The organism is Mesorhizobium sp. LEGMi-168a (assembly GCF_058312955.1).
Map to the genome: position 1 here is coordinate 20,511 of NZ_JBZEGV010000030.1, position 21,787 is coordinate 42,297.

Annotated in this window: 22 protein-coding genes and 1 riboswitch; of the genes, 10 read left to right on the top strand and 12 right to left on the bottom strand. The window is 63.7% G+C overall.

The genetic code is table 11. The features are described 5' to 3' along the window. Positions 1 to 70 precede the first annotated feature (70 nt). From AC4FWB_RS28085 to AC4FWB_RS28120, 8 genes are all read left to right on the top strand, one after another. Positions 71 to 853, top strand: coding sequence for a formyl transferase (locus AC4FWB_RS28085; protein ID WP_491029491.1), 783 nt, complete (start codon positions 71 to 73; stop codon positions 851 to 853). A gap of 135 nt (positions 854 to 988) precedes the next feature. Continuing rightward, positions 989 to 1,291, top strand: coding sequence for a virulence factor (locus AC4FWB_RS28090; RefSeq protein WP_066999671.1), 303 nt, complete (start codon positions 989 to 991; stop codon positions 1,289 to 1,291). Next, positions 1,284 to 1,874 (top strand): methylenetetrahydrofolate reductase C-terminal domain-containing protein, encoded by a 591-nt coding sequence (locus AC4FWB_RS28095; protein WP_491029492.1) that lies wholly within the window; start codon positions 1,284 to 1,286, stop codon positions 1,872 to 1,874. The genes AC4FWB_RS28090 and AC4FWB_RS28095 overlap by 8 nt, the downstream gene beginning before the upstream one ends. Next, the gene (locus tag AC4FWB_RS28100) at positions 1,871 to 2,962 is read left to right on the top strand and encodes a methylenetetrahydrofolate reductase (RefSeq protein ID WP_491029493.1); all 1,092 of its coding nucleotides are present in this window, start codon (positions 1,871 to 1,873) and stop codon (positions 2,960 to 2,962) included. Before AC4FWB_RS28095 ends, AC4FWB_RS28100 begins: the two co-directional genes overlap by 4 nt. Before the next feature lie 80 nt (positions 2,963 to 3,042). After that, on the top strand, positions 3,043 to 4,020 hold the full coding sequence (locus AC4FWB_RS28105) for a methyltetrahydrofolate cobalamin methyltransferase (RefSeq protein ID WP_491029494.1): 978 nt from the start codon (positions 3,043 to 3,045) through the stop codon (positions 4,018 to 4,020). After that, the gene (locus AC4FWB_RS28110; RefSeq protein WP_491029495.1) at positions 3,971 to 6,100 is read left to right on the top strand and encodes an ASKHA domain-containing protein; all 2,130 of its coding nucleotides are present in this window, start codon (positions 3,971 to 3,973) and stop codon (positions 6,098 to 6,100) included. Before AC4FWB_RS28105 ends, AC4FWB_RS28110 begins: the two co-directional genes overlap by 50 nt. Positions 6,101 to 6,286: 186 nt before the next feature. After that, positions 6,287 to 6,472 (top strand): hypothetical protein, encoded by a 186-nt coding sequence (locus AC4FWB_RS28115; RefSeq protein WP_491029496.1) that lies wholly within the window; start codon positions 6,287 to 6,289, stop codon positions 6,470 to 6,472. Between the two features lie 233 nt (positions 6,473 to 6,705). After that, entirely contained in the window at positions 6,706 to 7,671 is a 966-nt protein-coding gene (locus AC4FWB_RS28120) for an alpha/beta hydrolase (protein WP_491029497.1), read from the top strand. Position 7,672: 1 nt separating this feature from the next. Here the strand turns inward: AC4FWB_RS28120 and AC4FWB_RS28125 are convergent, their stop codons facing one another. After that, a complete protein-coding gene (locus tag AC4FWB_RS28125) occupies positions 7,673 to 8,572 on the bottom strand; it encodes a LysR substrate-binding domain-containing protein (RefSeq protein ID WP_491029498.1) in 900 nt (299 codons plus the stop codon). A 219-nt stretch (positions 8,573 to 8,791) separates the two neighbouring features. On the opposite strand from AC4FWB_RS28125, the gene AC4FWB_RS28130 reads away from it, so the two are divergent. Then, positions 8,792 to 8,977, top strand: a complete 186-nt coding sequence (locus AC4FWB_RS28130) for a hypothetical protein (RefSeq protein ID WP_296743861.1) — start codon at positions 8,792 to 8,794, stop codon at positions 8,975 to 8,977. Between the two features lie 256 nt (positions 8,978 to 9,233). On the opposite strand, the gene AC4FWB_RS28135 is transcribed toward AC4FWB_RS28130, so the two are convergent. Next, complete coding sequence (locus tag AC4FWB_RS28135) at positions 9,234 to 9,533, bottom strand: hypothetical protein (protein WP_491029532.1); 300 nt, start codon at positions 9,531 to 9,533, stop codon at positions 9,234 to 9,236. A 243-nt stretch (positions 9,534 to 9,776) separates the two neighbouring features. Between AC4FWB_RS28135 and AC4FWB_RS28140 the strand changes: the two genes are divergently transcribed. Then, complete coding sequence (locus tag AC4FWB_RS28140) at positions 9,777 to 10,715, top strand: GlxA family transcriptional regulator (RefSeq protein ID WP_491029530.1); 939 nt, start codon at positions 9,777 to 9,779, stop codon at positions 10,713 to 10,715. A 140-nt stretch (positions 10,716 to 10,855) separates the two neighbouring features. Here the strand turns inward: AC4FWB_RS28140 and AC4FWB_RS28145 are convergent, their stop codons facing one another. The 10 genes from AC4FWB_RS28145 to AC4FWB_RS28190 all read right to left on the bottom strand — a co-directional run bounded on the left by AC4FWB_RS28145 (position 10,856) and on the right by AC4FWB_RS28190 (position 21,781). Then, complete coding sequence (locus AC4FWB_RS28145) at positions 10,856 to 11,197, bottom strand: peptidase inhibitor family I36 protein (protein ID WP_491029500.1); 342 nt, start codon at positions 11,195 to 11,197, stop codon at positions 10,856 to 10,858. Between the two features lie 207 nt (positions 11,198 to 11,404). Continuing rightward, positions 11,405 to 12,253, bottom strand: coding sequence for a DUF1194 domain-containing protein (locus tag AC4FWB_RS28150; protein WP_491029501.1), 849 nt, complete (start codon positions 12,251 to 12,253; stop codon positions 11,405 to 11,407). A gap of 89 nt (positions 12,254 to 12,342) precedes the next feature. After that, positions 12,343 to 14,904 (bottom strand): GcvT family protein, encoded by a 2,562-nt coding sequence (locus AC4FWB_RS28155; RefSeq protein WP_491029502.1) that lies wholly within the window; start codon positions 14,902 to 14,904, stop codon positions 12,343 to 12,345. Between the two features lie 156 nt (positions 14,905 to 15,060). After that, the gene (locus AC4FWB_RS28160; RefSeq protein WP_491029503.1) at positions 15,061 to 15,819 is read right to left on the bottom strand and encodes a hydroxymethylpyrimidine/phosphomethylpyrimidine kinase; all 759 of its coding nucleotides are present in this window, start codon (positions 15,817 to 15,819) and stop codon (positions 15,061 to 15,063) included. After that, complete coding sequence (locus AC4FWB_RS28165) at positions 15,810 to 16,415, bottom strand: thiamine phosphate synthase (RefSeq protein WP_491029504.1); 606 nt, start codon at positions 16,413 to 16,415, stop codon at positions 15,810 to 15,812. Before AC4FWB_RS28165 ends, AC4FWB_RS28160 begins: the two co-directional genes overlap by 10 nt. Next, positions 16,412 to 17,185 (bottom strand): thiazole synthase, encoded by a 774-nt coding sequence (locus AC4FWB_RS28170; protein ID WP_491029505.1) that lies wholly within the window; start codon positions 17,183 to 17,185, stop codon positions 16,412 to 16,414. Before AC4FWB_RS28170 ends, AC4FWB_RS28165 begins: the two co-directional genes overlap by 4 nt. A 2-nt stretch (positions 17,186 to 17,187) precedes the next feature. Then, complete coding sequence (thiS, locus tag AC4FWB_RS28175; RefSeq protein ID WP_491029506.1) at positions 17,188 to 17,385, bottom strand: sulfur carrier protein ThiS; 198 nt, start codon at positions 17,383 to 17,385, stop codon at positions 17,188 to 17,190. Further along, entirely contained in the window at positions 17,382 to 18,356 is a 975-nt protein-coding gene (gene thiO, locus AC4FWB_RS28180; protein WP_491029507.1) for a glycine oxidase ThiO, read from the bottom strand. Before thiO ends, thiS begins: the two co-directional genes overlap by 4 nt. After that, the gene (gene thiC / locus AC4FWB_RS28185; RefSeq protein ID WP_491029508.1) at positions 18,353 to 20,176 is read right to left on the bottom strand and encodes a phosphomethylpyrimidine synthase ThiC; all 1,824 of its coding nucleotides are present in this window, start codon (positions 20,174 to 20,176) and stop codon (positions 18,353 to 18,355) included. Before thiC ends, thiO begins: the two co-directional genes overlap by 4 nt. A gap of 104 nt (positions 20,177 to 20,280) precedes the next feature. Further along, a riboswitch (TPP riboswitch) is annotated at positions 20,281 to 20,397 on the bottom strand. A 154-nt stretch (positions 20,398 to 20,551) separates the two neighbouring features. Next, on the bottom strand, positions 20,552 to 21,781 hold the full coding sequence (locus AC4FWB_RS28190) for a hypothetical protein (protein WP_491029509.1): 1,230 nt from the start codon (positions 21,779 to 21,781) through the stop codon (positions 20,552 to 20,554). Positions 21,782 to 21,787 lie beyond the last annotated feature (6 nt).

Genomic DNA, 21,787 nt, shown 5'->3' on the forward strand with positions numbered 1-21,787 from the left:
GGTCGTGGCACACCAAGGATTAACCCGCCCCGCATAGCATCCGCCCGGTTTTTATGAGCGGGTGCTTGCCATGGCAGCGTCGGAATCCAGTCCGCGACCGATCGTGGTCGTCACCGAAGGTGGCCCGCATATCTGGGCCATCGTCAACGCCATCGCCGATCGCGTCGGCCCGGTCAGCGTCATCCTCGAAACCCCTGAATCGAAAAAACGTTTGCTGCTCGGCCGCGCCCGTCGCCAGGGTTGGATCTCGGCCATCGGCCAGCTCGGCACGATGGTGCTGACCAGGCTCGGCAAACGGTTCCTTGCCGGCCAGGCCGCGCGCCTGATTACCGAGGAGAAGCTAGAGACGGAGCCTCGCCCAGGCCAGGCGATCGTCCATGTGCCTTCCGCCAACGGGCCGGAATGTCTCCAGGCGATCGACAAGATCAAGCCCGGCGTCGTGCTGCTTTCCGGCTGCAGACTGCTGTCCAAAGATATCCTCGCGAAGATGCCTTGCCCGGTTCTCAACTATCATGCCGGCATCGCCCCGAAATATCGCGGCATGAATGGCGGCTACTGGGCGCTGGCCTCCAGCGACGCGCAGAATTTCGGCACCACCGTGCACCTGGTCGATGCCGGCGTCGACACCGGCGGCGTGCTGAAGCAGGCGCGCGGCAAGCCGAAACCTGGCGACACCATCGCCAGCTACGCGCTGCGCCAGGCTGCATTTTCCCGCGATATCTGCGTCGAGGCAGTCAGCGACGCCTTGGTCGGAAAGCTCGCGACGATCGATCCCGGACTGCCGTCGAAGCAATGGTATCACCCGACGATCTGGTTCTATCTCTGGACCGGTCTCACGAAGCGCATCTGGTAGTCAGCCGGCGACGGATTTTCGGCATTCGCTTTGCGTCATCGACAGCGTCGCTTTTGAAGGCGCGCGCGTCGTCCCATAACAAGCGGCCTCATGGCGCTTGCGGCAATGCTCGCAGCATCAAGGAGCAAGAGTTTCATGGCCGATCTGATCGTCGTCTATTGGCGCGACATCCCTGCACAGGTCATCGTCAAGAAGGGCCGGCAGAACGCCAAGCGTGAATTGCCGCTGCGCTTCACCGAGGCGATCGACATGTGCGCCATGCGCACCGGCGCCGGCGGCACCGACGACTATCTGGCGGAATGGCGCAAGGCCGATCCGGTTCCGGTCGGCGACGACATCGAGGCCGAGGTCGAGAAAGCCTACCAGGAACTCGACACGAAATATGACCGCGAGCGGCTGGTCGCTCTGGTCAAGGCTGGCGGGAAAGAAAATGTCTGAGAAGCAGCCGACGGTTACCCAGGCCACTTTGGTCAAGAAGGCAGCGCCGAAGTCCGACTACAAGCCTGCCGACGTGTCGCCGCAGCGGCGCGTCCAGCGCACCTTTGCGGTGCGTCTGTGGTCGATCCGCCATTCGCGATTGCTCGAATGGTTCTACAGCAGGTTCGCGGATGTCTTCCTGCTCTTGCATCCGCTGTGGAAAGGCATCGGCTATGGCCGCGTCGAGGCGCCGGTGAAATTCGTCGAGAAGCGCGTCAAGGGCTTCATGTTCGACTGCCGCATGTGCGGCCAATGCATCCTGTCGTCGACCGGCATGTCGTGCCCGATGAACTGCCCGAAGCAACTGCGCAACGGCCCGTGCGGCGGCGTGCGCGCCAACGGCAATTGCGAGGTCGAGCCGGACATGCCCTGCGTCTGGGTCAAGGCCTGGGAAGGCTCGCGCAACATGGTGCATGGCGACAAGATCCTCACCGTGCAGAAGCCGGTCGATCAGTCGCTGCGCGAAACCTCGGCCTGGCTGAGGGTGACGGCGCAGGCCGCCGCCGCGCGGGAAACGACCCAAAACCCCGGAGCTTCGGCATGAACGCCCGCCAGCGCGACGAGAACCCGGCCGGCATCCACTTGCCGCTCGATCCTCTGCCCGGCCACACGTCGCGCGGCCGGCTGGAGCGCGTGCTGCGGCGCGGCGAGTTCGCGGTGACGACCGAGCTCAACCCGCCAGACAGCGCCGATCCGGAAGACGTCTACAACCGCGCCAAGATCTTCGACGGCTGGGTCGATGCGATCAACGCGGTCGATGCATCGGGCGCCAATTGCCATATGTCGTCGGTGGGCATCTGCGCGCTGCTCACCCGCATGGGCTATGCCCCGATCATGCAGATCGCCTGCCGCGACAAGAACCGCATCGCCATCCAGGGCGACGTGCTGGGCGGCGCGGCGATGGGCGTCGCCAATATGCTCTGCCTCACCGGCGACGGTGTGCAGGCCGGCGACCAGCCGGGCGCCAAGCCGGTCTTCGACCTCGATTCCATGTCGCTGCTCGAAACCATCCGCATCATGCGCGACAACGGCAAGTTCCTGTCCGGCCGCAAGCTGACGACGCCGCCGCAGGTCTTCCTGGGTGCTGCCGTCAACCCCTTCGCGCCGCCTTTCGATTTCCGCCCGATCCATCTCGGCAAGAAGATCGCCGCGGGCGCGCAGTTCGTGCAGACGCAGTACTGCTTCGACGTGCCGATGTTCAGAACCTTCATGCAGAAGGCGCGCGACCTCGGCCACACCGAAAAAGTCTTCGTCCTGTGCGGCGTCGGGCCGCTGGCTTCCGCCAAGACGGCCAAATGGATCCGCTCCAACGTGCCGGGCATCCACATTCCCGAAGCGGTGATCAAGCGGCTTGAAGGCGCGCAGGACCAGAAGAAGGAAGGCAAGCAGCTCTGCATCGACATCATCAACGAGGTGAAGGAAATTCCGGGCGTCGCCGGCGTCCATGTGATGGCCTACCGCCAGGAAGAGTATGTCGCGGAGATCGTCGATGAATCGGGCGTGCTGAAGGGCCGCCAGCCCTGGAAGCGGGAGATCCGCCGCGACGACCAGGTGGTCGCCGAGCGGCTCGACCACATACTGCATGACGAAATTACCGAAACCCAGGTGGACATGGTGAAGACCGCGCACTGAATCGCGGCCGATCACCATTCGCCTTGAACAAAATCAGATAACGATATAAAGAACTCTTTATATCCCGACGGAGAGATCGCATGACCCGTACCATCGTCGCCTCGGCGACCCGAGAAATCGTCATCGGCTTCGACCAGCCCTTCTGCGTGATCGGCGAGCGTATCAACCCGACCGGCCGCAAGAAGCTTGCCGCCGAGATGGTGGCCGGCAATTTCGAGACCGTCATCAAGGATGCGCTGGAGCAGGCCGCCTGCGGCGCCACCATGCTTGACGTCAACGCCGGCGTCACCGCCGTCGATCCCAACGCCACGGAACCTGCGCTGCTGGTGCAGACGCTGGAGATCGTGCAGGGCCTGGTCGACCTGCCGCTGTCGATCGATAGTTCGGTCACCGCCGCGATCGAGGCGGCGCTGAAGGTCGCCAAGGGCCGCCCCCTAGTCAACTCCGTCACCGGCGAGGAAGAAAAGCTCGAGGCCATCCTGCCGCTGGTCAAGAAATACAACGTTCCGGTGGTCGCCATCTCCAACGACGAGACTGGCATCTCGATGGATCCCGACGTCCGCTTCGCCGTCGCCAAGAAAATCGTCGAGCGCTGCGCCGACCACGGCATTCCCTCGCATGACGTCGTCGTCGACCCGCTGGTGATGCCGATCGGCGCGCTGGGCGATGCCGGCCGCCAGGTGTTCGCGCTGCTGCGCCGCTTGCGCGAGGAACTCAAGGTCAACACCACCTGCGGCCTCTCCAACATCTCCTTCGGCCTGCCGCACCGCCACGGCATCAACGCCGCTTTCATCCCGATGGTGATCGGCGCCGGCATGACCAGCGCCATCATGAACCCGGTCCGTCCGCAGGAAATGGAAGCCGTGCGCGGCGCCAATGTGCTCAACGGCACCGACGAGAACTGCACCAACTGGATCCGCACCTACAAGGACTACAAGCCCGCCGAAGGCGGCCATGCCGTTGCCGCTCCGGTGGCGGTAACCGCCCCTGGCGAAGGCAGCGCCGCTAATGGCGGTCGCCGCCGCGGCGGCCGTGAAGCCCGGATGGCTCGCGGATAAGCATGCAATCGTGAACCCGCCTCCCAATATCACCGACCCGCTCGTGCTGTTCATGCCGTCAGGCAAGCGCGGGCGGTTTCCTGTCGGCACGCCGGTGCTCGATGCCGCGCGCCAGCTTGGCGTCTATGTCGAGAGCGTGTGCGGCGGTCGCGCCACTTGCGGGCGCTGCCAGATCGAGGTGCAGGAAGGCAATTTCGCCAAGCACAAGATCGTCTCGTCCAACGACCACATCTCACCCAAGGGCGCCAAGGAAGAGCGCTACGAGCGCGTACGCGGCCTGCCCGAGCGCCGCCGCCTCTCGTGCTCGACGCAGATCCTCGGCGATCTCGTCATCGATGTGCCGCAGGACACGGTCATCAACGCCCAGACCATCCGCAAGGATGCCGACACCAGGGTCATCGCCCGCGATACCGCGATCCGCATGTGCTACGTCGAGATCGAAGAGCCCGACATGCACAAGCCGCTCGGCGATCTCGACCGGCTCAAGATCGCCTTGATGAAGGACTGGGGCTTCAAGAGCCTCGAATTCGACTTCTACCTGCTGCCGCAGGTGCAGGGTATCCTGCGCAAGGGCAACTGGACCGCCACCGCCGCCATCCACAAGGATGCCGACAGCGACATCGCGCGCGTCATTGCGCTGTGGCCCGGCCTCAAGAACGAAGCCTATGGCCTTGCCTGCGATATCGGCTCGACCACGATTGCCATGCATCTGGTGTCGCTCCTGTCCGGCCGCGTCGCCGCGTCTTCCGGCACCTCCAATCCTCAAATCCGCTTCGGCGAGGATCTGATGAGCCGCGTCTCCTACGTGATGATGAACCCGGACGGCCGCGAGGGCATGACGGTTGCGGTCCGCGAGGCCGTTTCCGGCCTCGTCGACAAGGTCTGCGCCGAAGGCAATGTCCACCGCAACGACATCCTTGACGCGGTGTTCGTCGGCAATCCGATCATGCACCATCTGTTTCTCGGCATCGATCCGACCGAACTCGGCGGTGCGCCGTTCGCGCTCGCGGTTTCCGGCGCCGTGCGCATCAAGGCCTCCGATCTCGGCCTGAAGCTGAACCAGGGCGCGCGCCTCTACATGCTGCCTTGTATCGCCGGCCATGTCGGCGCCGACGCCGCCGCGGTCACCCTGTCGGAAGGTCCGCATCGTCAGGACGAGATGATGCTGATCGTCGATGTCGGCACCAATGCCGAGATCGTGCTCGGCAACAGCACGCACGTGGTCGCGGCCTCCTCCCCCACCGGTCCGGCCTTCGAGGGTGCCGAGATCTCCGGCGGCCAGCGCGCGGCACCCGGCGCCATCGAGCGCGTGCGCATCGACCCAGACACGCTGGAGCCGCGCTATCGCGTCATCGGCTCGGAGCTCTGGTCCGATCAGCCGGGCTTCGCCGAAAGCGTGCAGGCGACTGGCGTTACCGGCATTTGCGGCTCCGGCATCATCGAAGTGATCGCCGAGATGTATCTGTCGGGCATCATCTCCGAGGACGGCGTCGTCGATGGATCGCTTGGCATGCGCTCGCCGCGCATCGTCCCCAACGGCCGCACCTTCTCCTACGTGCTGAAGGAGGGCGAGCCGAAGATCACCATCACCCAGAACGACGTGCGCGCCATCCAACTCGCCAAGGCAGCACTCTATGCCGGCACCAAGCTGTTGATGGAAAAGCAGCATACCGACCATGTCGACCGCATCCATTTCGCCGGCGCCTTCGGCTCCTTCATCGATCCGAAATACGCCATGGTGCTGGGGCTGATCCCGGACTGCGACCTCGACAAGGTCTCGGCTGTCGGCAACGCCGCCGGCGCCGGCGCGCGCATGGCGCTGCTCAATCGAGGGTACCGCCGCGAGATCGAGGAGACGGTGAGCAGGATCGAAAAGATCGAGACGGCGCTGGAGCCGAAGTTCCAGGAGCACTTCGTCTACGCCATGGCGCTGCCGAACAAGGTCGACCCCTTTCCGAAGCTGGCCGCCGCGGTAAAGCTGCCGCCGCGCAAGGCGGCGAGCGAGGATGGGGGCGCCGGCGATGCCACCCCACGCCGGCGCTCGCGCGAGGAGCGTGCGGCACGGCGCGGCCGCGAATAGGCCCGCTTCTCACCGAAACGCATTTCGATTTCATTTGCATGCAAATGTTTCCAGATCGGCCCGATCTGGAAACCGAAACGCCGTTTTCGTGAAATCCGCTGGAAACATGTCGGGCGCATTTAGCCCGCCATCGAAGGGCTGGCGTGAAATGTCTTCAGGCCGGCGCGACCTTCCGGAGGAACCACAATGTCGATGTACGAAAATCTCGGCCGCCTCGGTGTGACCATCAGGCAGGCCCATGCCCGCAACAAGGCGATCCGCGCGCTCAACGACCTGCCGGCGCATGTCCAGAAGGACATTGGTTGGCCGGCCTCGCCGCCTAGCGACCCGCAGGCAGCCCTTCACGCGCTGCTCCTGGGAACGCCGCGCTGATGACCTTCGCCGACAAATGCAAGCTGCTCGGCAGGCGCCGGGGCCGGCAAGCGGCCTCGGCGACCGGCGACAACAAGCTGCGCGCCGCGTTGCTGCCGGGTCGACGGTGAGGCAGCCGCCGTCGCATCACGCCGATGTGCCCATGGCGAGCCTTGACATTTTTAACTGAGCTACGATCTTCGGATAATGGGGGGAATTCTCTTAGTCGGCTCTGCCGAAGTCCGTGTATCCGAATGCCCAGTTTGAAAAGCCACGTCGTCTCGTTCATTCTTAGGCACAGCCGCAAGAAGGCCTTTTCCAGTCCCGAAAATCTGCAGCGCTGGATCGCCTACGCCCGCAAGACCGAGGACTATCATCCGCCGGCGCTGCTCAAGGCCCGGCTGGACATGACAGAAAGCACGATCGATGGCTTTCCCGTCTATGAGATCGCGCCGAAAACCGGCGAGCGCCGGCGCATCCTCTATATGCATGGCGGCGCCTTCGTCTTTCAGATCACCTCCTATCACTGGGTGCTGATCGCCGAGATGGCGGAGCGGCTGGGCTTTGGCATCACCGTGCCGATCTATCCGATCGCGCCGGAGCACAATTTCCATGACATGTTCGGCATGGTCGGCAACGTCTACCGGCGCATGCTCGAAGAGACCGATGCCGAGGACATCGTCTTCATGGGCGATTCCGCCGGCGGCAACATGGCCGTCGTGCTCACCATGATGGCCGCGGAGGAAGGTCTGCCATTACCGTCGCGCCATGTGCTGATCTCGCCCGGCCTCGACATGTCGCTGTCCAATCCGGAAGTGTTCGAGGCCGAACGCAACGATCCCTGGCTCGGCATTTCCGGCGGGCTCGAGGCGATCCGACTCTACAGCGCTGGCATCGACCGCGCCGACTGGCGCATCAGCCCGCTCTATGGCGATCTCTCGGTGCTGCCGAAGACGCTGCTGCTCACCGGATCGCACGACCTACTCAGTCCCGACAATCTGATCTTCGCCGAGAGGGCGCGCGCCGCCGGCGTCGAGGTCGAGGTGGTCTACGAGGAAGGCATGTTCCACGTCTGGCCGCTGATCGAGATGCCGGAGGCGCGACGCGCGCGCGACAGCATCATCGGCTTTCTGACGGGCGAAGCGACGCGGCAGTTCGCCGGCGCGTCGCGCAGAACGAAAATGGCCGTCACAACCCGGCCCGCGCCGGCGGCCGAATAAATCAGAACTTGCCGGTTTCGCGGAACAGCTCGAAGGTCGCGCGGATGTGGTCGGCGACCGCCTTCACCGGCGCGCTGGCATCCGGCGCCACCACCATGGCGAGGTTGTAGGTGCCGATATCGGGCATGCCGTCCTTCTGGCCGAGTTCCACCATGTCGTCGCCGAGGAACGACTTCGGCAGCGGCGCCACCGCAAGGTCGGCCATGATCGCGGCGCGCTGGCCGGCGGTATGGGCGCTCATATAGGCGATGCGGTAGTTGCGGCCCTCGCGGCCGAGCGCTTCCAGGGCGCCGGCCCGCCAGGCGCAGCCTTCTTCCCACAGCGACACCGGCAGCGGCTCGCGCAGATGCGCGCAGCCGCCCTTGGCACCGGCCCAGACGATCGGCTCAGTCAGGAGCACCTCGGCGCCGAGCGCGCTGGTCTTGTAGGAATTGGTGAGCAGCGTGAGGTCGAGCGCCCGGTCGTCCATGCGCCGGCGCAGATTGATGCTCTGGTCGATGGTGACGTCGACGGCGATCGACGGATGCGATTGCGCGAAGCGCTTCAGCACATGCGGCAGGATACGCTCGCCATAGTCGTCCGGGGAACCCAGCCGCACCACGCCGACGATGTCGGGAATGATGAATTTCGACACCACCTCGCGGTTGATCGACAAAAGCCGCCGCGCATAGCCGAGCAGCATCTCGCCATCGGTGGTCAGCGTCACCGAACGCGCGTCGCGCGCAAAAACGGAGCGGCCGAGAATGTCTTCCAGCTTCTTGATCTGCATGGAGACGGCCGAGGGCGTGCGGAACACCGCATTGGCGGCGGTGGTGAAGCTGCCGGTCTCGGCGATCGCAACAAAGGTGCGCAGCACATCGAGATCGAGCAGCGGCAGAGGATGGTTAAGTGGGGCGTTCATTGGAGCTTGCCTTCAATTTTTCTGATGCAAACGATCATCCCATTTCGTTTGATTGAACATCACTTCGGGCGCATAGTCAACTCGATCGATGCGGGATGCTGCCACAAGCAGCCATGAAACGACCCCGACGCGGACCTGCAATCGATCTGAAATGAAGCTGAAACAGACCTGACGTAACGCATTGCCGGGCGCCTCCCAGCCCGATTCGAGGAGAAAGAGATGTCTATCCTGTCGTCCATCGGTCGGCTCGCGACCGAATTCAGCGCGGCCCGCGCCCGCTATCAGACCGAACGCGCAATCCACGCGCTGCCGATCGAACTGCAGAAGGATATCGGCTGGCCGGAAGCCGCCGATGCCAAGACCGGTGTGCGCCTCGGCGTTGGAAGCTGGGCCGGAGCAAAGTAGATAAAGTGTGCATCGAGTACTAAAGGCCTGCTGAGGCGTCAGACCGGCAGGCCTTTTTGTTTGTATTCAAACAAATTTTCCAGCCATGCTGGTGGCGCATGACGCATATGAACCACTCGCATAGCGTCGCGATTTCCCACTTAACGCTTTGTAAAAAATGGTAAATTTCGGGCACACCGCCCAAAGATGTCGCAATTGATGTCGCTTTTCATATCAAGCGCTTCGTTTTTGCGATTTAGTTTTCGCTGAAGCAAGCCTATATCACCGGCAGCCAAAACGAGCTGCCCCACTCCATTAAGCGAAGGCGACCCGTCTGAGCAACCAAATGGAGATGATGATGAAGCTCTTTGCCCGCCTGTTCACCCGTCGCGAAATGAACCTGACGACCGCCCTCGAGCGTCAGCGTCTCGCCAAGACCATGCCCGGCCAGACCGGCGCCATGGCCGCTGCTCGCCTCGGCTTCGTTGCCTGAGACAGCCGCTTTCAGACGGTATTTGCTGCCGTCGCGCTGAAAGAAATTCAACGCCGCCCGACCTTGCCGTGGCGGCGTTTTCATTTTTATCGGGCTTTCGTTGCATGGCAGAGGCATCGGCCTAGGACCAATTGCCCATTTGCGACCCGTGTCGCAAATTTAATCTTCACTTAGCCGCCTAGCCGATTGACAGGAATGGTTTTTCCTGATGACGCTATGCTGTTCGCGACATTCTGTTCGCGTCATGGCCGCGTGAGGTTTCCCGTGAATGCCGTAAAGCACCCGATCAAGAGATCGTTTGTATTCTTCCTCGTTCCCGACTTCACCATGATCGCCTTCGCGACGGCGCTCGACCCGCTGCGCTCAGCCAACCGCATGCTCGGCTACGAGGCCTATAGCTGGCGGCTGGCCAGCATCGACGGCAAGCCGGTGCGCGCCTCGAACGGCGTCGAATGCGCCGTCAACACTTCGCTGGAGGAAGAGCGCAGGAAGATGTCCGGGGCGGACAGGCCGAACATGGCGATCGTCTGCAGCGGCATCAATGTCGAGCGCTATCACAACAAGTCGGCCTTCGCCTGGCTGCGCGAGGAGTACAACCGCGGCGTCGCCGTCGGCGGCCTGTGCACCGGCGCCCATATCCTGGCGGCCGCGGGCCTCCTGTCCAACAAGCGCTGCGCCATCCATTGGGAGAACCTGCCGGGCTTTTCGGAGGCTTTCCCGAAGGCCAATGTCTTTGCCGACCTCTTCGAGGTCGACCAAAACGTTTACACCTGCGCCGGCGGCACCGCCGCCCTCGACATGATGCTGAAGCTGATCGGCGACGACTTCGACGAAAGCCTCGTCAACCGCGTCTGCGAGCAGGTGTTGACCGACCGCGTGCGCAGCCCGACCGATCGCCAGCGTCTGCCGTTGCGGGCGCGCCTGGGTGTGCAGAATTCCAAGGTGCTGACCATCATCGAACTGATGGAGGCGAACCTTTCCGAACCGCTGTCGCTGATCGAGATCGCCGACCACGTCGATCTGTCGCGCCGTCAGATCGAACGCCTGTTCCGCACCGAGATGGGCCGGTCCCCTGCCCGCTATTATCTCGAGATCCGGCTCGACCGCGCCAGGCATCTGCTCATCCAGTCGTCGATGCCGGTGGTCGAGGTGGCGGTGGCCTGCGGCTTCGTCTCGGCCTCGCACTTCTCCAAATGCTACCGCGAGCTCTATGCCCGCTCGCCGCAGCAGGAACGCGTCGACCGCAAACAGTTGCTGGCCGCCTGAACTGCGGCGCGGCTGCTGATTATCCGCCTACGGCACGTCGGCGGGATAGTCACCGCTGGCGACAAGTCGGAGATCCTCGAACGTGCCGCCCATGGAACACATGATAAGGCGCGCCCTTCTCCTGAAACAGCCGACGGCTCTCAATACCGGTCGCAATAGCACTCGGCCGACGAGATGCGGTCGTTCCAGCCGGTGCCTCCGAAATCGCGGACCCTGCGGTTGAGCTCGATCGAGCGGCCGCGCCTTCCTGAATTCTCATAGGCAACCAGCGTGCAGCCCCGGCGCACGAGCACCGAGGAGACGCGGTCGTTCCAGAACCCGCCCCGGAAATTGACTGAGTCGTCGGGGCCCATTTCGAGCGAGCGTCCGCGGAAGTTCCCGTTCTCGAATAGCACGCAGGCTGCTTCGCCGTAGAATTGGGCGCTGGCGCTGCCCGCGCAAAGCAGAGACGCAAATACGGTCGGAATGAGCAGGCGTTTCATTGTAATTTTCCTCGTTTGATCGCTTCGAGTGGTTGCGCCGACCCCACGGCACTTTGCCATCGTGCCATCGCGAGAAGCAAGCCCGCGCCCCGGCGATCCTCGGCGATGGTTTCCAGACGGAAACGCTGCGCACTTTTACTGGAATCGCTCTCTTGTCTGACGCAATTCCGGACGGAAAACCGCTACGCACTTTTCCTGGAATTGCTTTTAGCGGCTGTCCAACATCCAGCCGCGGTTGCGCCACATCTTTTCGCCGGCCAGGCAATCGGCGGCCGGCCTGTCGTCGGCGAGCACGACCGGCGGGTGCGCCGCCTCTTCCGCCGCCCATTGTGGCGAGGCTGGACCCGCGAGCTCGAGCACCAGCTTGCGGCGGATCGCTTCCGGGAATTGCGTCCAATCGTTGACCGGGATCATGAAGGCGCCAGGGCCGCCGATAACGCAGTCGCTGTAGTAGCGGTCGAGGTTGTCGACATCGAAGGCACCGCTGAAGCCGCCCCGTGTCATCAGCGGCAGTCCGTTGATGGTGATGCCCTGCTTCACCACCTCGTCACGAGTGATGTCGACCGGCGCGCCCTGGTTGTTGGGTCCGTCGCCCGAAACGTCGATGACGCGCTTGGTGCCCTGAAAACCGCTTTCGGCGAAAAGATCGCTGCCGAAAGTCAGCGCGCCGGAAATTGAGGTACGTCGCGCGCTGTCCGGCGGATGCGCATTGAGCTGGGCGACGACCCGTTCGGCATCGGCGCGATTGGCGATCACCGTCCACGGCACGACGACACGTTGCCATCTGGTGCCGGCCCACTCGACATAGGTGACCGCGATCTTGCCATAGACGCCGTCGGCGATGGCCTTGAGCACATTGTCATGCGTCAGTGCCGCCGCATAGCCATGACGCTGGATCTCGAGTTCGGCCGGCGACATGGAGAGCGAGACATCGACCGCCAGCACCAGCTCGACGTCAACGGACTCCACGGCGGTCGATCGCGCGGTCAGGCTAAGGAGCAGCGCCAGCGCGGCGGCGCCGGAAAGCCAATGCCCTGTTCGGCCGAAAGCGGACATGACGCGAGGGTAGGCGATAATCGTGCATGAACAAAGTAAAAAGGCCCGGCGTCGACCGGGCCTTTTTGCGTATTCAGACGAGAACGCGCTCAGCTGCGCGGCTTGAGGTTCTCAGGGTCGTAGAGCGGCTTGTAGCCGACGCCGGCCACCTCGACCGGATAGGTCTCGCCGAAATATTCCACATTGAGCTTGCGACCCTCCTGGGCATACGCCCAGGGCAGATAGGCGAGCGCAATGTTCTTGCCGATCGTCGGACCGTAGGCGACCGAGGTGGTGAAGGAGCGGCGGCCGAGCTCATCGACCAGCGTCTCGCCGGTGGCCGGATCAAGCACGGGCATGATGCCGACCGGATAGCGGGCGACGCCCTTGGAATCGGTGTTCTCGGTCATCACCAGCGTGCAGAGCATCGCCGGCTGGTGCTCGCGGGCGCGATATTCGAGATGCTTGGCCTTGCCGCAAAAATCGTTCTCCTTGACCTTCGGGCGGGCAAGATCGGCCTCGAGCAGATTGTATTCGGTCAAGAGATCGGCGTTCTGCAGCCGCAGGCTCTTTTCCATGCGGCGCGTGTTGGCATAGGTCTCGACGCCGAAAGGCATGACGCCGGTGGAGCGCAGCGCGTCCCAGACCGCGAGCCCGTCCTCGTAGCGCATATGCAGTTCCCAGCCCTGCTCGCCGACATAGGAGATGCGGAAGGCGGTGACGTCCTTGCCGGCGATGCGGATCGGCTTGATCGCGGCGAACGGAAAATTCTCCGGCGTCAGCCCGTTCGGATCCTCGACCACCTTCTGCAGGGTCGTGCGCGCATTCGGCCCCCAGATGCCGATGGTGACGTACTTCTCGGTCACGTCGGTGACGGTGACGTCAAAACCTTTGTCCTGCGCGGTACGCTGCATGTAGCGGAAGTCGCGCGGACCGGCATCGGCGCCGTCGATCACCCGGCAGCGGTCGGCCATGCGGATCACCGTGAAGTCGGCGCGCACCATGCCTTCCTCGTCGAGGAAGTGGGTGTAGATGCCTTTGCCGATATTGTTGTCGCCGCCGATCTTGGCCGCGCACAGCCATTCCAGCAGCGCGACATGGTCAGGCCCTTCGACGTCATACATCGAGAAGTGCGACAGGTTGACGATGCCGCAATCCTCGCTCATCGCCAGGTGCTCGGCATTGGAGACGCGCCAGAAATGGCGGTTGTCCCACTCGTTCTCGCGCACCGGCACGCGGTTGCCGTATTTTTCCAAGAGATGCTCGTTGGCGGCGTAGCCGTGTGCGCGTTCCCAGCCGCCAAGCTCCATGAAATAGCCGCCGAGTTCCTTCTCGCGCTCCCAGAACGGCGAGCGGCGGATGTTGCGGCCCTTGGAGAAGGGTTCGCGCGGATGCACCGCCGGATTGTAGACCTTCATCGCCGTCTCGGTGCAGCGATCCCAGATGAACTCTTCCTTCGTCTGGTGCGGGTAGAAGCGCGAATAGTCGATCGCATGATGGTCGATCGAGGTGCGGCCGTCGGTCATCCAGTCGGCGATCAGCTTGCCCATGCCCGGGCCGTCCTTGACCCAGATGGCGACGGCGTACCACAAGCCCCTCACCTTCTGGCTCTCGCCCATCGACGGGCCGCCGTCGGTGGTCACCTGCAGCAGGCCGTTGAAGGAATGGCCCTCATTGTAGCCGAGCTCGCCGAGAATCGGCGTCAGCTCCATGGCGCGCTCGAGCGGCGCCATGATCTGCTCCATGTCGAGGTCGCGCTGCGAGGGCGACAACCGCGCCTGGTCCTTCTCGAGCAGGTCGCGCGGGTGGCAGAGACGCGGATTGGTCTCCTCGTAATAGCCCCACTCTATCTGCCCGCCCTCGGCGGTCTTGGGATCGCCGGTGTCGCGCATATAGGCCGAGTTGCCCTGGTCGCGCAGCAGCGGCCAGCCGATCTCCTTGCCGGTGCCGGCGAACTCGTTGTAGGGGCCGAAGAAGGTCAGCGGATGGTCGATCGGCATGACCGGCAGGTCTTCGCCGACCAGTGCCGCGGTGAGCCGGCCCCAGATGCCGGTGCAGACCACGACATAGTCGGCCTCGATCGTTCCGCGCTCGGTCACCACGCCCTTGATGCGGCCATCCTCGACGATCAGCTCCTTGGCCGAGGTGTTGGCGAAGGCCTGGAGCTTGCCGGAGGCGACACCCTGGTCGACCAGCTTGCCGGCCACCGTCTGCGAGCGCGGGATGACGAGGCCGGCGTCGGGGTCCCACAAGCCGCCCTGCACCAGATCCTCCTCGATCAGCGGGAATTTTTGCTTGATCTCGGCCGGCTCGATCAGCCGCGCGCGTGTTCCGAACGCCTTGGCCGAGGCGATCTTGCGCTTGATCTCGTCCATGCGGCCATCGTCGCCGACGCGCGCGACCTCGAGGCCGCCGATACGGGCGTAATGGCCCATCTTCTCGTAGAAATCGATGGAATAGAGCGTCGTCCAGCAGGACAGAAAATCGTGGCTGGTCGTGTAGCAGAAATCGGAAGCGTGCGCGGTCGAGCCGATGTCCGTCGGGATGCCCGACTTGTCGATGCCGACGATATCGTTCCAGCCGCGCTCGATCAGGTGATGGGCGACCGACGCGCCGACGATCCCGCCCAGTCCGACGATGACGACCTTCGCCTTTTCCGGAAACCCTGCCATGCCCGTGACTCCAAAGTGGTAAAGTGGGCGGACTATAGGGCCGAGCGGTGGGGCGATTGAAGCCTGTTTGCGACATTACGAAAAAGCCGAGCGACCCTGATGAACGAACACCCTTCCCCAGATGCCGCCAATCTGGAATTCCTTTGCGCGCCGCAGTCAGGCGGAAACTTCCATGAGCTTGTCGAAGACACGCTGCTTGGCTTCGCGCACACTGTCCTCAAGCGACTTCGCACTGGCCAGATGCGCGGCGATCGCGCTGGCCAGCATGCAGCCCGTCCCGCGCATCGATCCGGCAAGCCTGGGCATGTCGAGGTGGATAGGTTCCTGGTTGGGGCTCAATAGGATATCCGTTGAGCTTGGTCCCGCCGCATGGCCGCCCTTGAGCAGCAGCGCCTGCGGCCCGTCCGCAAGCAATCGCCTCCCCTGCCGCAGCACCTCTTCGTCGTCCACGGCCAAATCCGATCCGGTCAGCACCGCCAGCTCAATGAGGTTCGGCGTGACCAGACGGCAAAGCGGCATGAGGTCACGCTTCATGACGTCGACGGCATTCGGTTCCACCAGTGGCCTGCCTGACGAGGAAGCCAGCACTGGATCGAGGACTGCCGGTATCTGCGGATTTTCGCTAAGCACGCCGGCAACAGCGGCGGTGATCGAGGCGTTTGCGAGCATACCGATCTTGATGGCCGCCACCTCGTTGGCCTCCAACGCTGCTCGCATCTGATCGGCGACCAGGCCGGGTCGCAGATGAAGGATGTCCTTCACGGCGCCATGCGTCTGCACCGTCACAGCGGTAACGGCAAGGCAGGTCCGCAGGCCGATCGAGGAGATCGTCTCGATATCGCGTGCAATCCCGGCACCCCCGCTGGAATCCGATCCGCCGACGACAAACACATGCGGGTCTCGGTTCAGCGCCATTGATCCGTCTTTTCGATCCATTCCCTGGTGCGCGCTTCAGGATCGGAATTCAGCGTTATGTCCGTGACCACCGCCGCGCTGTCGGCGCCGGCCCCGAAAACGCCGTCGAGCCGCTCGGCGTTGAGGCCGCCGATAGCGACCAGCGGAAGAGGTGCGACCCGTTCCTTCCACGCTCGGATCCGTTCCAACCCCTGCGGCGCCCATTTCATCTTCTTCAGGATGGTGGGATAGACTGGGCCGAGCGCAACGTAGTGGGGCTCCGCCGCAACGGCCGTTTCCAGCTCGGCATCATCATGTGTGCTCAGTCCGAGCCTGACGCCGGCCGCCCGAATCGCCGGAAGGTCGGCAGTTTGCAGATCCTCCTGGCCGAGATGGACGAAGTCGCAGCCCTCCTCGATCGCCAGACGCCAATGATCGTTGATGATGAGCTGGCAACGGTGTCGGGCGCACAAGGCCTTTGCCTTGCCGATTTCCGCGCGCAGCCCGTCCTCGTCCATGTCCTTGATGCGGAGCTGCACCAGCTTGACGCCAAGCGGCACCAGCCGCTCGATCCAGGCAGCGCTGTCGATGATCAGGTAGAACGGATCGAGCTTCATGAAAAAACCGCCCTGCCGAATGTCGGCGTCGACGGCACGGCGACATCGCGCGGCTCGAGCAATCCCGAACCGAAGGCCTCGCGGCCGGCATCGACCGCCTTGCCGAAAGCGCGCGCCATGCCGACCGGATCGGCCGCCTTGGCGACCGCGGTATTCAGGAGCACGGCGTCAAAGCCGAGTTCCATGACGGTTGCCGCGTGCGACGGCCGTCCGAGCCCAGCATCCACGATCAACGGAACGTCGGGGAAATGTCCGCGCATCGAGCGCAGCGCCATGATGTTGACCGGCCCGAGAGCCGAGCCGATCGGCGCGCACCACGGCATCAGGACCTTGCAGCCCGCGCCGAGCAGCCGCTCAGCGACGACGAGATCGTCGGTCGTATACGGGAACACCGTAAAACCGTCTTCGCACAAAATGCGGGCGGCTTCGACCAGGCCGAACACGTCCGGCTGGAGCGTGTCATGGTTGCCGATCACTTCGAGCTTGATCCAGGTGGTGCCGAAGACTTCGCGCGCCATCTTCGCGGTCGTGACGGCTTCCTTCACGGAGTGACAGCCGGCGGTGTTGGGCAGGATCCTCACGCCCAGCGAGTTGACCAGCGACCAGAATTTCTCGCCGCCCCTGCCACCGGCCATTTCACGGCGCAGCGAGACCGTCACCACCGAGGCGCCTGACGCCTTGACCGCATCGGCCAGGATAGCCGGCGAAGGATACTGGGCGGTGCCGAGAAGCAAGCGCGAAGGCAGCGCAGTTCCAAGAAGGTCGAACATGGTTAGCCTCCTTGCATGGGTGAAAGGATTTCGATCCGGTCGCCATCGCTCAGTTGGAATTCCCCCCGGTTGGCTTTGTGTACGATGTCGCTGTTGACGGCCGTCGCCAGCCAATTGCCTTCATAGTCAAGCTCGATAAGCAGTGCCGCCAACGTCGCTGCGGCACTGTCGAGCGCTTCGCCGTTCACGATCAGCTTCATGCGCAAGCTCCCACGCGTTTATCGGAATTGAACAGGATGTCGGCCGCGTGCCGGGCCATGGCGGGGGCAAGTAGAAAGCCATGGCGATAAAGCCCGTTGATCGCGACACCGTTGCCGAGCGTTTCGACGCTTGGCAAATTGTCGGCAAAGGCCGGACGGACACCGGCGCTCGTTTCGACGATTCGTGCCTCGCCGAAGGCCGGATGGAGCGTGCAGGCGGCGCTTGCCAGTTCCATCATGGAGCGGACGGTGACCGGGCCGGCATCCTCGCTCTCGATCATTGTCGCGCCGGCCATGAAATGGTGATCGGCGCGCGGCACGACGTAGAGCGGAAAACGCGGATGCAGCAGCCGGACGGGGCGAGACAGCGAGATATCGTGGGTGTGTAGGATCATCATCTCGCCGCGAACGCCGCGCAGCGCCGCATCGTCCGCCGCCATCCCCCGGCAGTCGACCTCGTATTCGAAACCTGGAAGGCCTTGGCCGTCGGTTGCGAAACGGAAGTCGACACCCATGCCGACGAGTTTGTCATGAAGCGCCGCGATCGCCAGGCGCGGGTCGAGATGCGCTTCGCCGGGGAAGAACAGCGCGCGCTTGAAACGGCCGGCGAGGTCGGGCTCCAGCCTAGCGATGTCCTCCTCGCCGAGCCAGCGATGGTCCGAGGTGCGGTTGGCGAAGCGGTCGAGCTCACCCGCATCGCGCGGCGCAGCCACGACGAGCGTTCCCGCCCGCGTCACCTGGCCGGACAAAACAGCATCCCACCAATCGGCGGCGCCCCGCCCGAGATCCAGCACCGGCTGCTCGGCGCTCTCGCGCTCGCACCATGGCGCCAGCATGCCGCCCGCGGCCCATGAGGCATTGCCGCCCAAGTGAGGCCGGAACTCGGCGACAGTGACCGACGCGCCGCGGCCGGCAAGTTCGAACGCCGCGGTGAGGCCGGCCACGCCGGCCCCCTTGACCAGCACTCTCATGATCGTTCGCTCGTGCTGGGTTCAGCTTCGCTTACCGGCATGTAGAGGTCGCCGCCGGCGCGGTATTTCTGCGCCATGGCCGCCATGCCTTCCTTCTGCGCCTCGGCCCGGATGTCATGGGAGATGCGCATGGAGCAGAATTTCGGTCCGCACATGGAGCAGAAATGCGCCACCTTGTGCGCTTCCTTGGGCAAGGTCTCGTCGTGGAACTCGCGCGCCGTTTCGGGATCGAGAGACAGGTTGAACTGATCCTCCCAGCGGAACTCGAACCGCGCCCGTGACAGCGCATCGTCGCGGACCTTCGCCGCCGGATGGCCCTTGGCGAGGTCGGCGGCATGAGCGGCTATCTTGTAGGTGATGACGCCGGTCTTGACGTCGTTGCGGTCCGGCAGGCCGAGATGTTCCTTCGGCGTCACATAACAAAGCATGGCCGTGCCGAACCAGCCGATCATGGCGGCGCCGATGCCGGACGTGATGTGGTCGTAACCCGGCGCGATGTCGGTCGTCAGCGGCCCGAGGGTGTAGAACGGCGCTTCGCCACAGACGGCGAGCTGCTTGTCCATGTTCTGCTTGATCTTGTGCATGGGAACATGACCAGGGCCTTCGATCATCACTTGGCAATCCCTCGCCCAGGCGATCTTGGTCAGTTCGCCAAGCGTTTCCAGCTCGGCGAATTGCGCTTTGTCGTTGGCATCCGCGATCGAGCCTGGGCGAAGGCCGTCGCCGAGCGAGAAGGAGACGTCATAGGCTCTGGCGATGTCGCAGATCTCCTCGAAATGCTCGTAAAGGAAGCTTTCGCGGTGATGGTGCAGGCACCATTTGGCCATGATCGACCCGCCGCGCGAGACGATGCCCGTGACCCGGTCGACGGTCAGCGGGATGTAGTGCAGCCGCACCCCGGCGTGGATGGTGAAATAGTCGACGCCCTGCTCGGCCTGCTCGATCAGCGTGTCGCGATAGACTTCCCAGCTCAGGTCTTCGGCGATGCCGCCGACCTTTTCCAGCGCCTGGTAGAGCGGCACGGTACCGATCGGCACCGGGGAATTGCGCACGATCCATTCGCGGATGTTGTGGATGTTGCGGCCGGTCGACAGGTCCATAACCGTATCGGCGCCCCAGCGGATCGCCCAGACCATCTTTTCGACCTCTTCGGCCATTGAGGAGGTGACGGCGGAATTGCCGATATTGGCGTTGATCTTCACCAGGAAATTGCGGCCGATGATCATCGGCTCGCTCTCGGGATGGTTGATGTTGGCGGGGATGATCGCGCGGCCGCGCGCCACCTCGTCGCGCACGAATTCCGGCGTGACGAAATCCGGGATCGACGCGCCGAATGCCTCGCCATCCTGTTGCAGCTTGCCACGCAGCATCTCGCGGCCAAGGTTCTCGCGGATGGCCACGAATTCCATCTCGGGCGTGATGATGCCTGCGCGCGCATAGGCAAGCTGCGTCACCGCCTTGCCGGCTTTCGCCTGCAGCGGATGGTTGCGAACGGGAAATTCCGGCGTCAGCCGCTCGCCGGTCGCAAATCCGTTGTCCTCCGGCCTGACGTGGCGGCCGTCATAGGCTTCGACATCGCCGCGCGCAGCGATCCAGTCCTGGCGAAGCCGGACAAGCCCCTTTTCAATGTTCGTTTCGATCGCCGGATCGGTATACGGGCCTGATGGATCGTAGACGGTGACGGGCGGCTCGCCGGCTGTCGGATGAACGGAGATTTCGCGCATCGGCACTTCGATCTGCGGATGGATAATGCCGGCCTTGTGGATCTTCCGTGAGGCGGGCAGTGGTCCCGTCGAAACGGTGGGTGTCAAGGCATTCATTTGAGGCTCCTTTGCTCAACTGCATTGGAGACCCAGTTCTGTGCCGGAAGGATGTAGGACGCTTTGGTCTGCCTGCTCGACACAGGTCTTCGGGCATGGAGTCCCGCAAAGCGCTTGCACCGTCCCTACGCCAGTATGAACTGGATCAGGTTCAACGGGTCACTGCGCCGCGAAAGCCAGCAGTATCTCAGCCCCTTGCCGGGACTCCCCTGGTGAATGCTTCAAGTTGAACGGCCCTTCGCCGGTTTGTCAAGCGCGTCATGGCCGGGCAGGCAACCGGGCCGACAGCGGTCATGGAGCGTAAGCCTACAGCGAAGGTCAGGCCAACCGGCCAGTCGAGCGACAGGAGAACGCGCGCGAGGCCGGAAACCGCGCTTATGATTTGTCTTCGGGAATGACTTGCAACGCGGCGCGGCCCTTGCTCGCCGATGCCCACAGCGCCATCAGCGGCGCGGCCAACAGCAGGAAGGGCGGCAGAAGATTGGGGAAATAGATGCGGGTATCGTGGATCGGGAAGACCGTGAACTTGGCAAGCACGCCGAGCACGAGTGCCGCGAGCAGGATGCCGGCGCGGCGGTCGAGCCGCAAGCCGGCGCGGTCGAGCCCATACCAGCCGGCGAGCGCAAGCACGCTGACGCCGACCCAGCTGTTGACGTTTACGGCACGCACCACCGACGCGGCGAATGCCTTGAGATAGGCCGCCACCGAAAATGGCGGTTCGAAGCCGTCCATGTTGTAGTGCTGCTCGATGCTGGAGAACCACAGATGCGGCCACCAGCCGGGATGCTGCGCCCAGTGCGAGATGGCGAAATAGGCGGCGAAGGAGGCGGCAAAACCGGCGAGCGCGCCCCACGCCTTCTGCCGGAAGGTGACCAAAAGCACGGCGAAGATGGCCAGGAAAACGACGTTGTCCGGCCGCGCCATGAAGGCGAGGAAAAGCAGGATCGCCGTCGCCACTTCGCGCTTGCGGACATAGGCAAACAGCCCGCCGAGGAACAGCGCCGAGCACAAAAGATCAGGTGTCGACGCCCGTGCCGCATCGCCGAACTCGGCCATGATCAGGATGGCGCCCGCAACCGGCGCCAGCGCCAGCGCGCCTTCCGCGCGCAGCCAAAGCAGTGTGATGGCGCCGAACAGAAGCACCGAGAACACCTGCACCAGCCGCATCGCCTCGACCGGTGACACGACATGGCTGAGGCTCGACAGGATCTCGGCATAGAGGAACTTGATCCGGTACATGCCGAGCAGCGAGTGGAAGTCGGCGGCATTCTCCATCATGTGGCTGCGAAAGCCGCCGCCATCGTCGGTCAGCGTCTTGTAGTCGCCAGCCGAGACGCCTTCCTTGACCGCGCTGTAGGCATAGTCATGAAGCGCCTGCGGGTCGGGATAAGTGCCTTCTTCGGCGATCGCCAGATAGGGCAGCATGTCCCAATTGGCATCGGGCATGAACCAGGCCATCACAGCAGTGAGCAGGATATAGAGCGAGAAGGTAATCGCGCCGATCGGCGCGGCCCATCGCGCATAAGTCCCCTCGCCCCAGGCAAGGCCGGCTCCAGTCAGCCGGTCGAGCGGATTGGCGGGAGCGGCTGGCAGCCTGGTCAGCATCGTCTG

Excerpts from the sequence above, each read along its gene's own strand:
- AC4FWB_RS28120 (WP_491029497.1), top strand. The coding sequence starts at position 6,706 with ATGCCCAGTTTGAAAAGCCACGTCGTCTCGTTCATTCTTAGGCACAGC.
- AC4FWB_RS28105 (WP_491029494.1), top strand. The coding sequence starts at position 3,043 with ATGACCCGTACCATCGTCGCCTCGGCGACCCGAGAAATCGTCATCGGC.
- AC4FWB_RS28095 (WP_491029492.1), top strand. The coding sequence starts at position 1,284 with ATGTCTGAGAAGCAGCCGACGGTTACCCAGGCCACTTTGGTCAAGAAG.
- thiC (WP_491029508.1), bottom strand. The coding sequence starts at position 20,176 with ATGAATGCCTTGACACCCACCGTTTCGACGGGACCACTGCCCGCCTCA.
- AC4FWB_RS28160 (WP_491029503.1), bottom strand. The coding sequence starts at position 15,819 with ATGGCGCTGAACCGAGACCCGCATGTGTTTGTCGTCGGCGGATCGGAT.
- AC4FWB_RS28130 (WP_296743861.1), top strand. The coding sequence starts at position 8,792 with ATGTCTATCCTGTCGTCCATCGGTCGGCTCGCGACCGAATTCAGCGCG.
- AC4FWB_RS28190 (WP_491029509.1), bottom strand. The coding sequence starts at position 21,781 with ATGCTGACCAGGCTGCCAGCCGCTCCCGCCAATCCGCTCGACCGGCTG.
- AC4FWB_RS28135 (WP_491029532.1), bottom strand. The coding sequence starts at position 9,533 with ATGAAAACGCCGCCACGGCAAGGTCGGGCGGCGTTGAATTTCTTTCAG.
- AC4FWB_RS28100 (WP_491029493.1), top strand. The coding sequence starts at position 1,871 with ATGAACGCCCGCCAGCGCGACGAGAACCCGGCCGGCATCCACTTGCCG.
- AC4FWB_RS28155 (WP_491029502.1), bottom strand. The coding sequence starts at position 14,904 with ATGGCAGGGTTTCCGGAAAAGGCGAAGGTCGTCATCGTCGGACTGGGC.
- AC4FWB_RS28085 (WP_491029491.1), top strand. The coding sequence starts at position 71 with ATGGCAGCGTCGGAATCCAGTCCGCGACCGATCGTGGTCGTCACCGAA.
- AC4FWB_RS28110 (WP_491029495.1), top strand. The coding sequence starts at position 3,971 with ATGGCGGTCGCCGCCGCGGCGGCCGTGAAGCCCGGATGGCTCGCGGAT.
- AC4FWB_RS28165 (WP_491029504.1), bottom strand. The coding sequence starts at position 16,415 with ATGAAGCTCGATCCGTTCTACCTGATCATCGACAGCGCTGCCTGGATC.
- AC4FWB_RS28140 (WP_491029530.1), top strand. The coding sequence starts at position 9,777 with ATGATCGCCTTCGCGACGGCGCTCGACCCGCTGCGCTCAGCCAACCGC.
- AC4FWB_RS28145 (WP_491029500.1), bottom strand. The coding sequence starts at position 11,197 with ATGAAACGCCTGCTCATTCCGACCGTATTTGCGTCTCTGCTTTGCGCG.
- AC4FWB_RS28125 (WP_491029498.1), bottom strand. The coding sequence starts at position 8,572 with ATGAACGCCCCACTTAACCATCCTCTGCCGCTGCTCGATCTCGATGTG.
- AC4FWB_RS28090 (WP_066999671.1), top strand. The coding sequence starts at position 989 with ATGGCCGATCTGATCGTCGTCTATTGGCGCGACATCCCTGCACAGGTC.
- thiO (WP_491029507.1), bottom strand. The coding sequence starts at position 18,356 with ATGAGAGTGCTGGTCAAGGGGGCCGGCGTGGCCGGCCTCACCGCGGCG.
- AC4FWB_RS28150 (WP_491029501.1), bottom strand. The coding sequence starts at position 12,253 with ATGTCCGCTTTCGGCCGAACAGGGCATTGGCTTTCCGGCGCCGCCGCG.
- AC4FWB_RS28170 (WP_491029505.1), bottom strand. The coding sequence starts at position 17,185 with ATGTTCGACCTTCTTGGAACTGCGCTGCCTTCGCGCTTGCTTCTCGGC.
- thiS (WP_491029506.1), bottom strand. The coding sequence starts at position 17,385 with ATGAAGCTGATCGTGAACGGCGAAGCGCTCGACAGTGCCGCAGCGACG.
- AC4FWB_RS28115 (WP_491029496.1), top strand. The coding sequence starts at position 6,287 with ATGTCGATGTACGAAAATCTCGGCCGCCTCGGTGTGACCATCAGGCAG.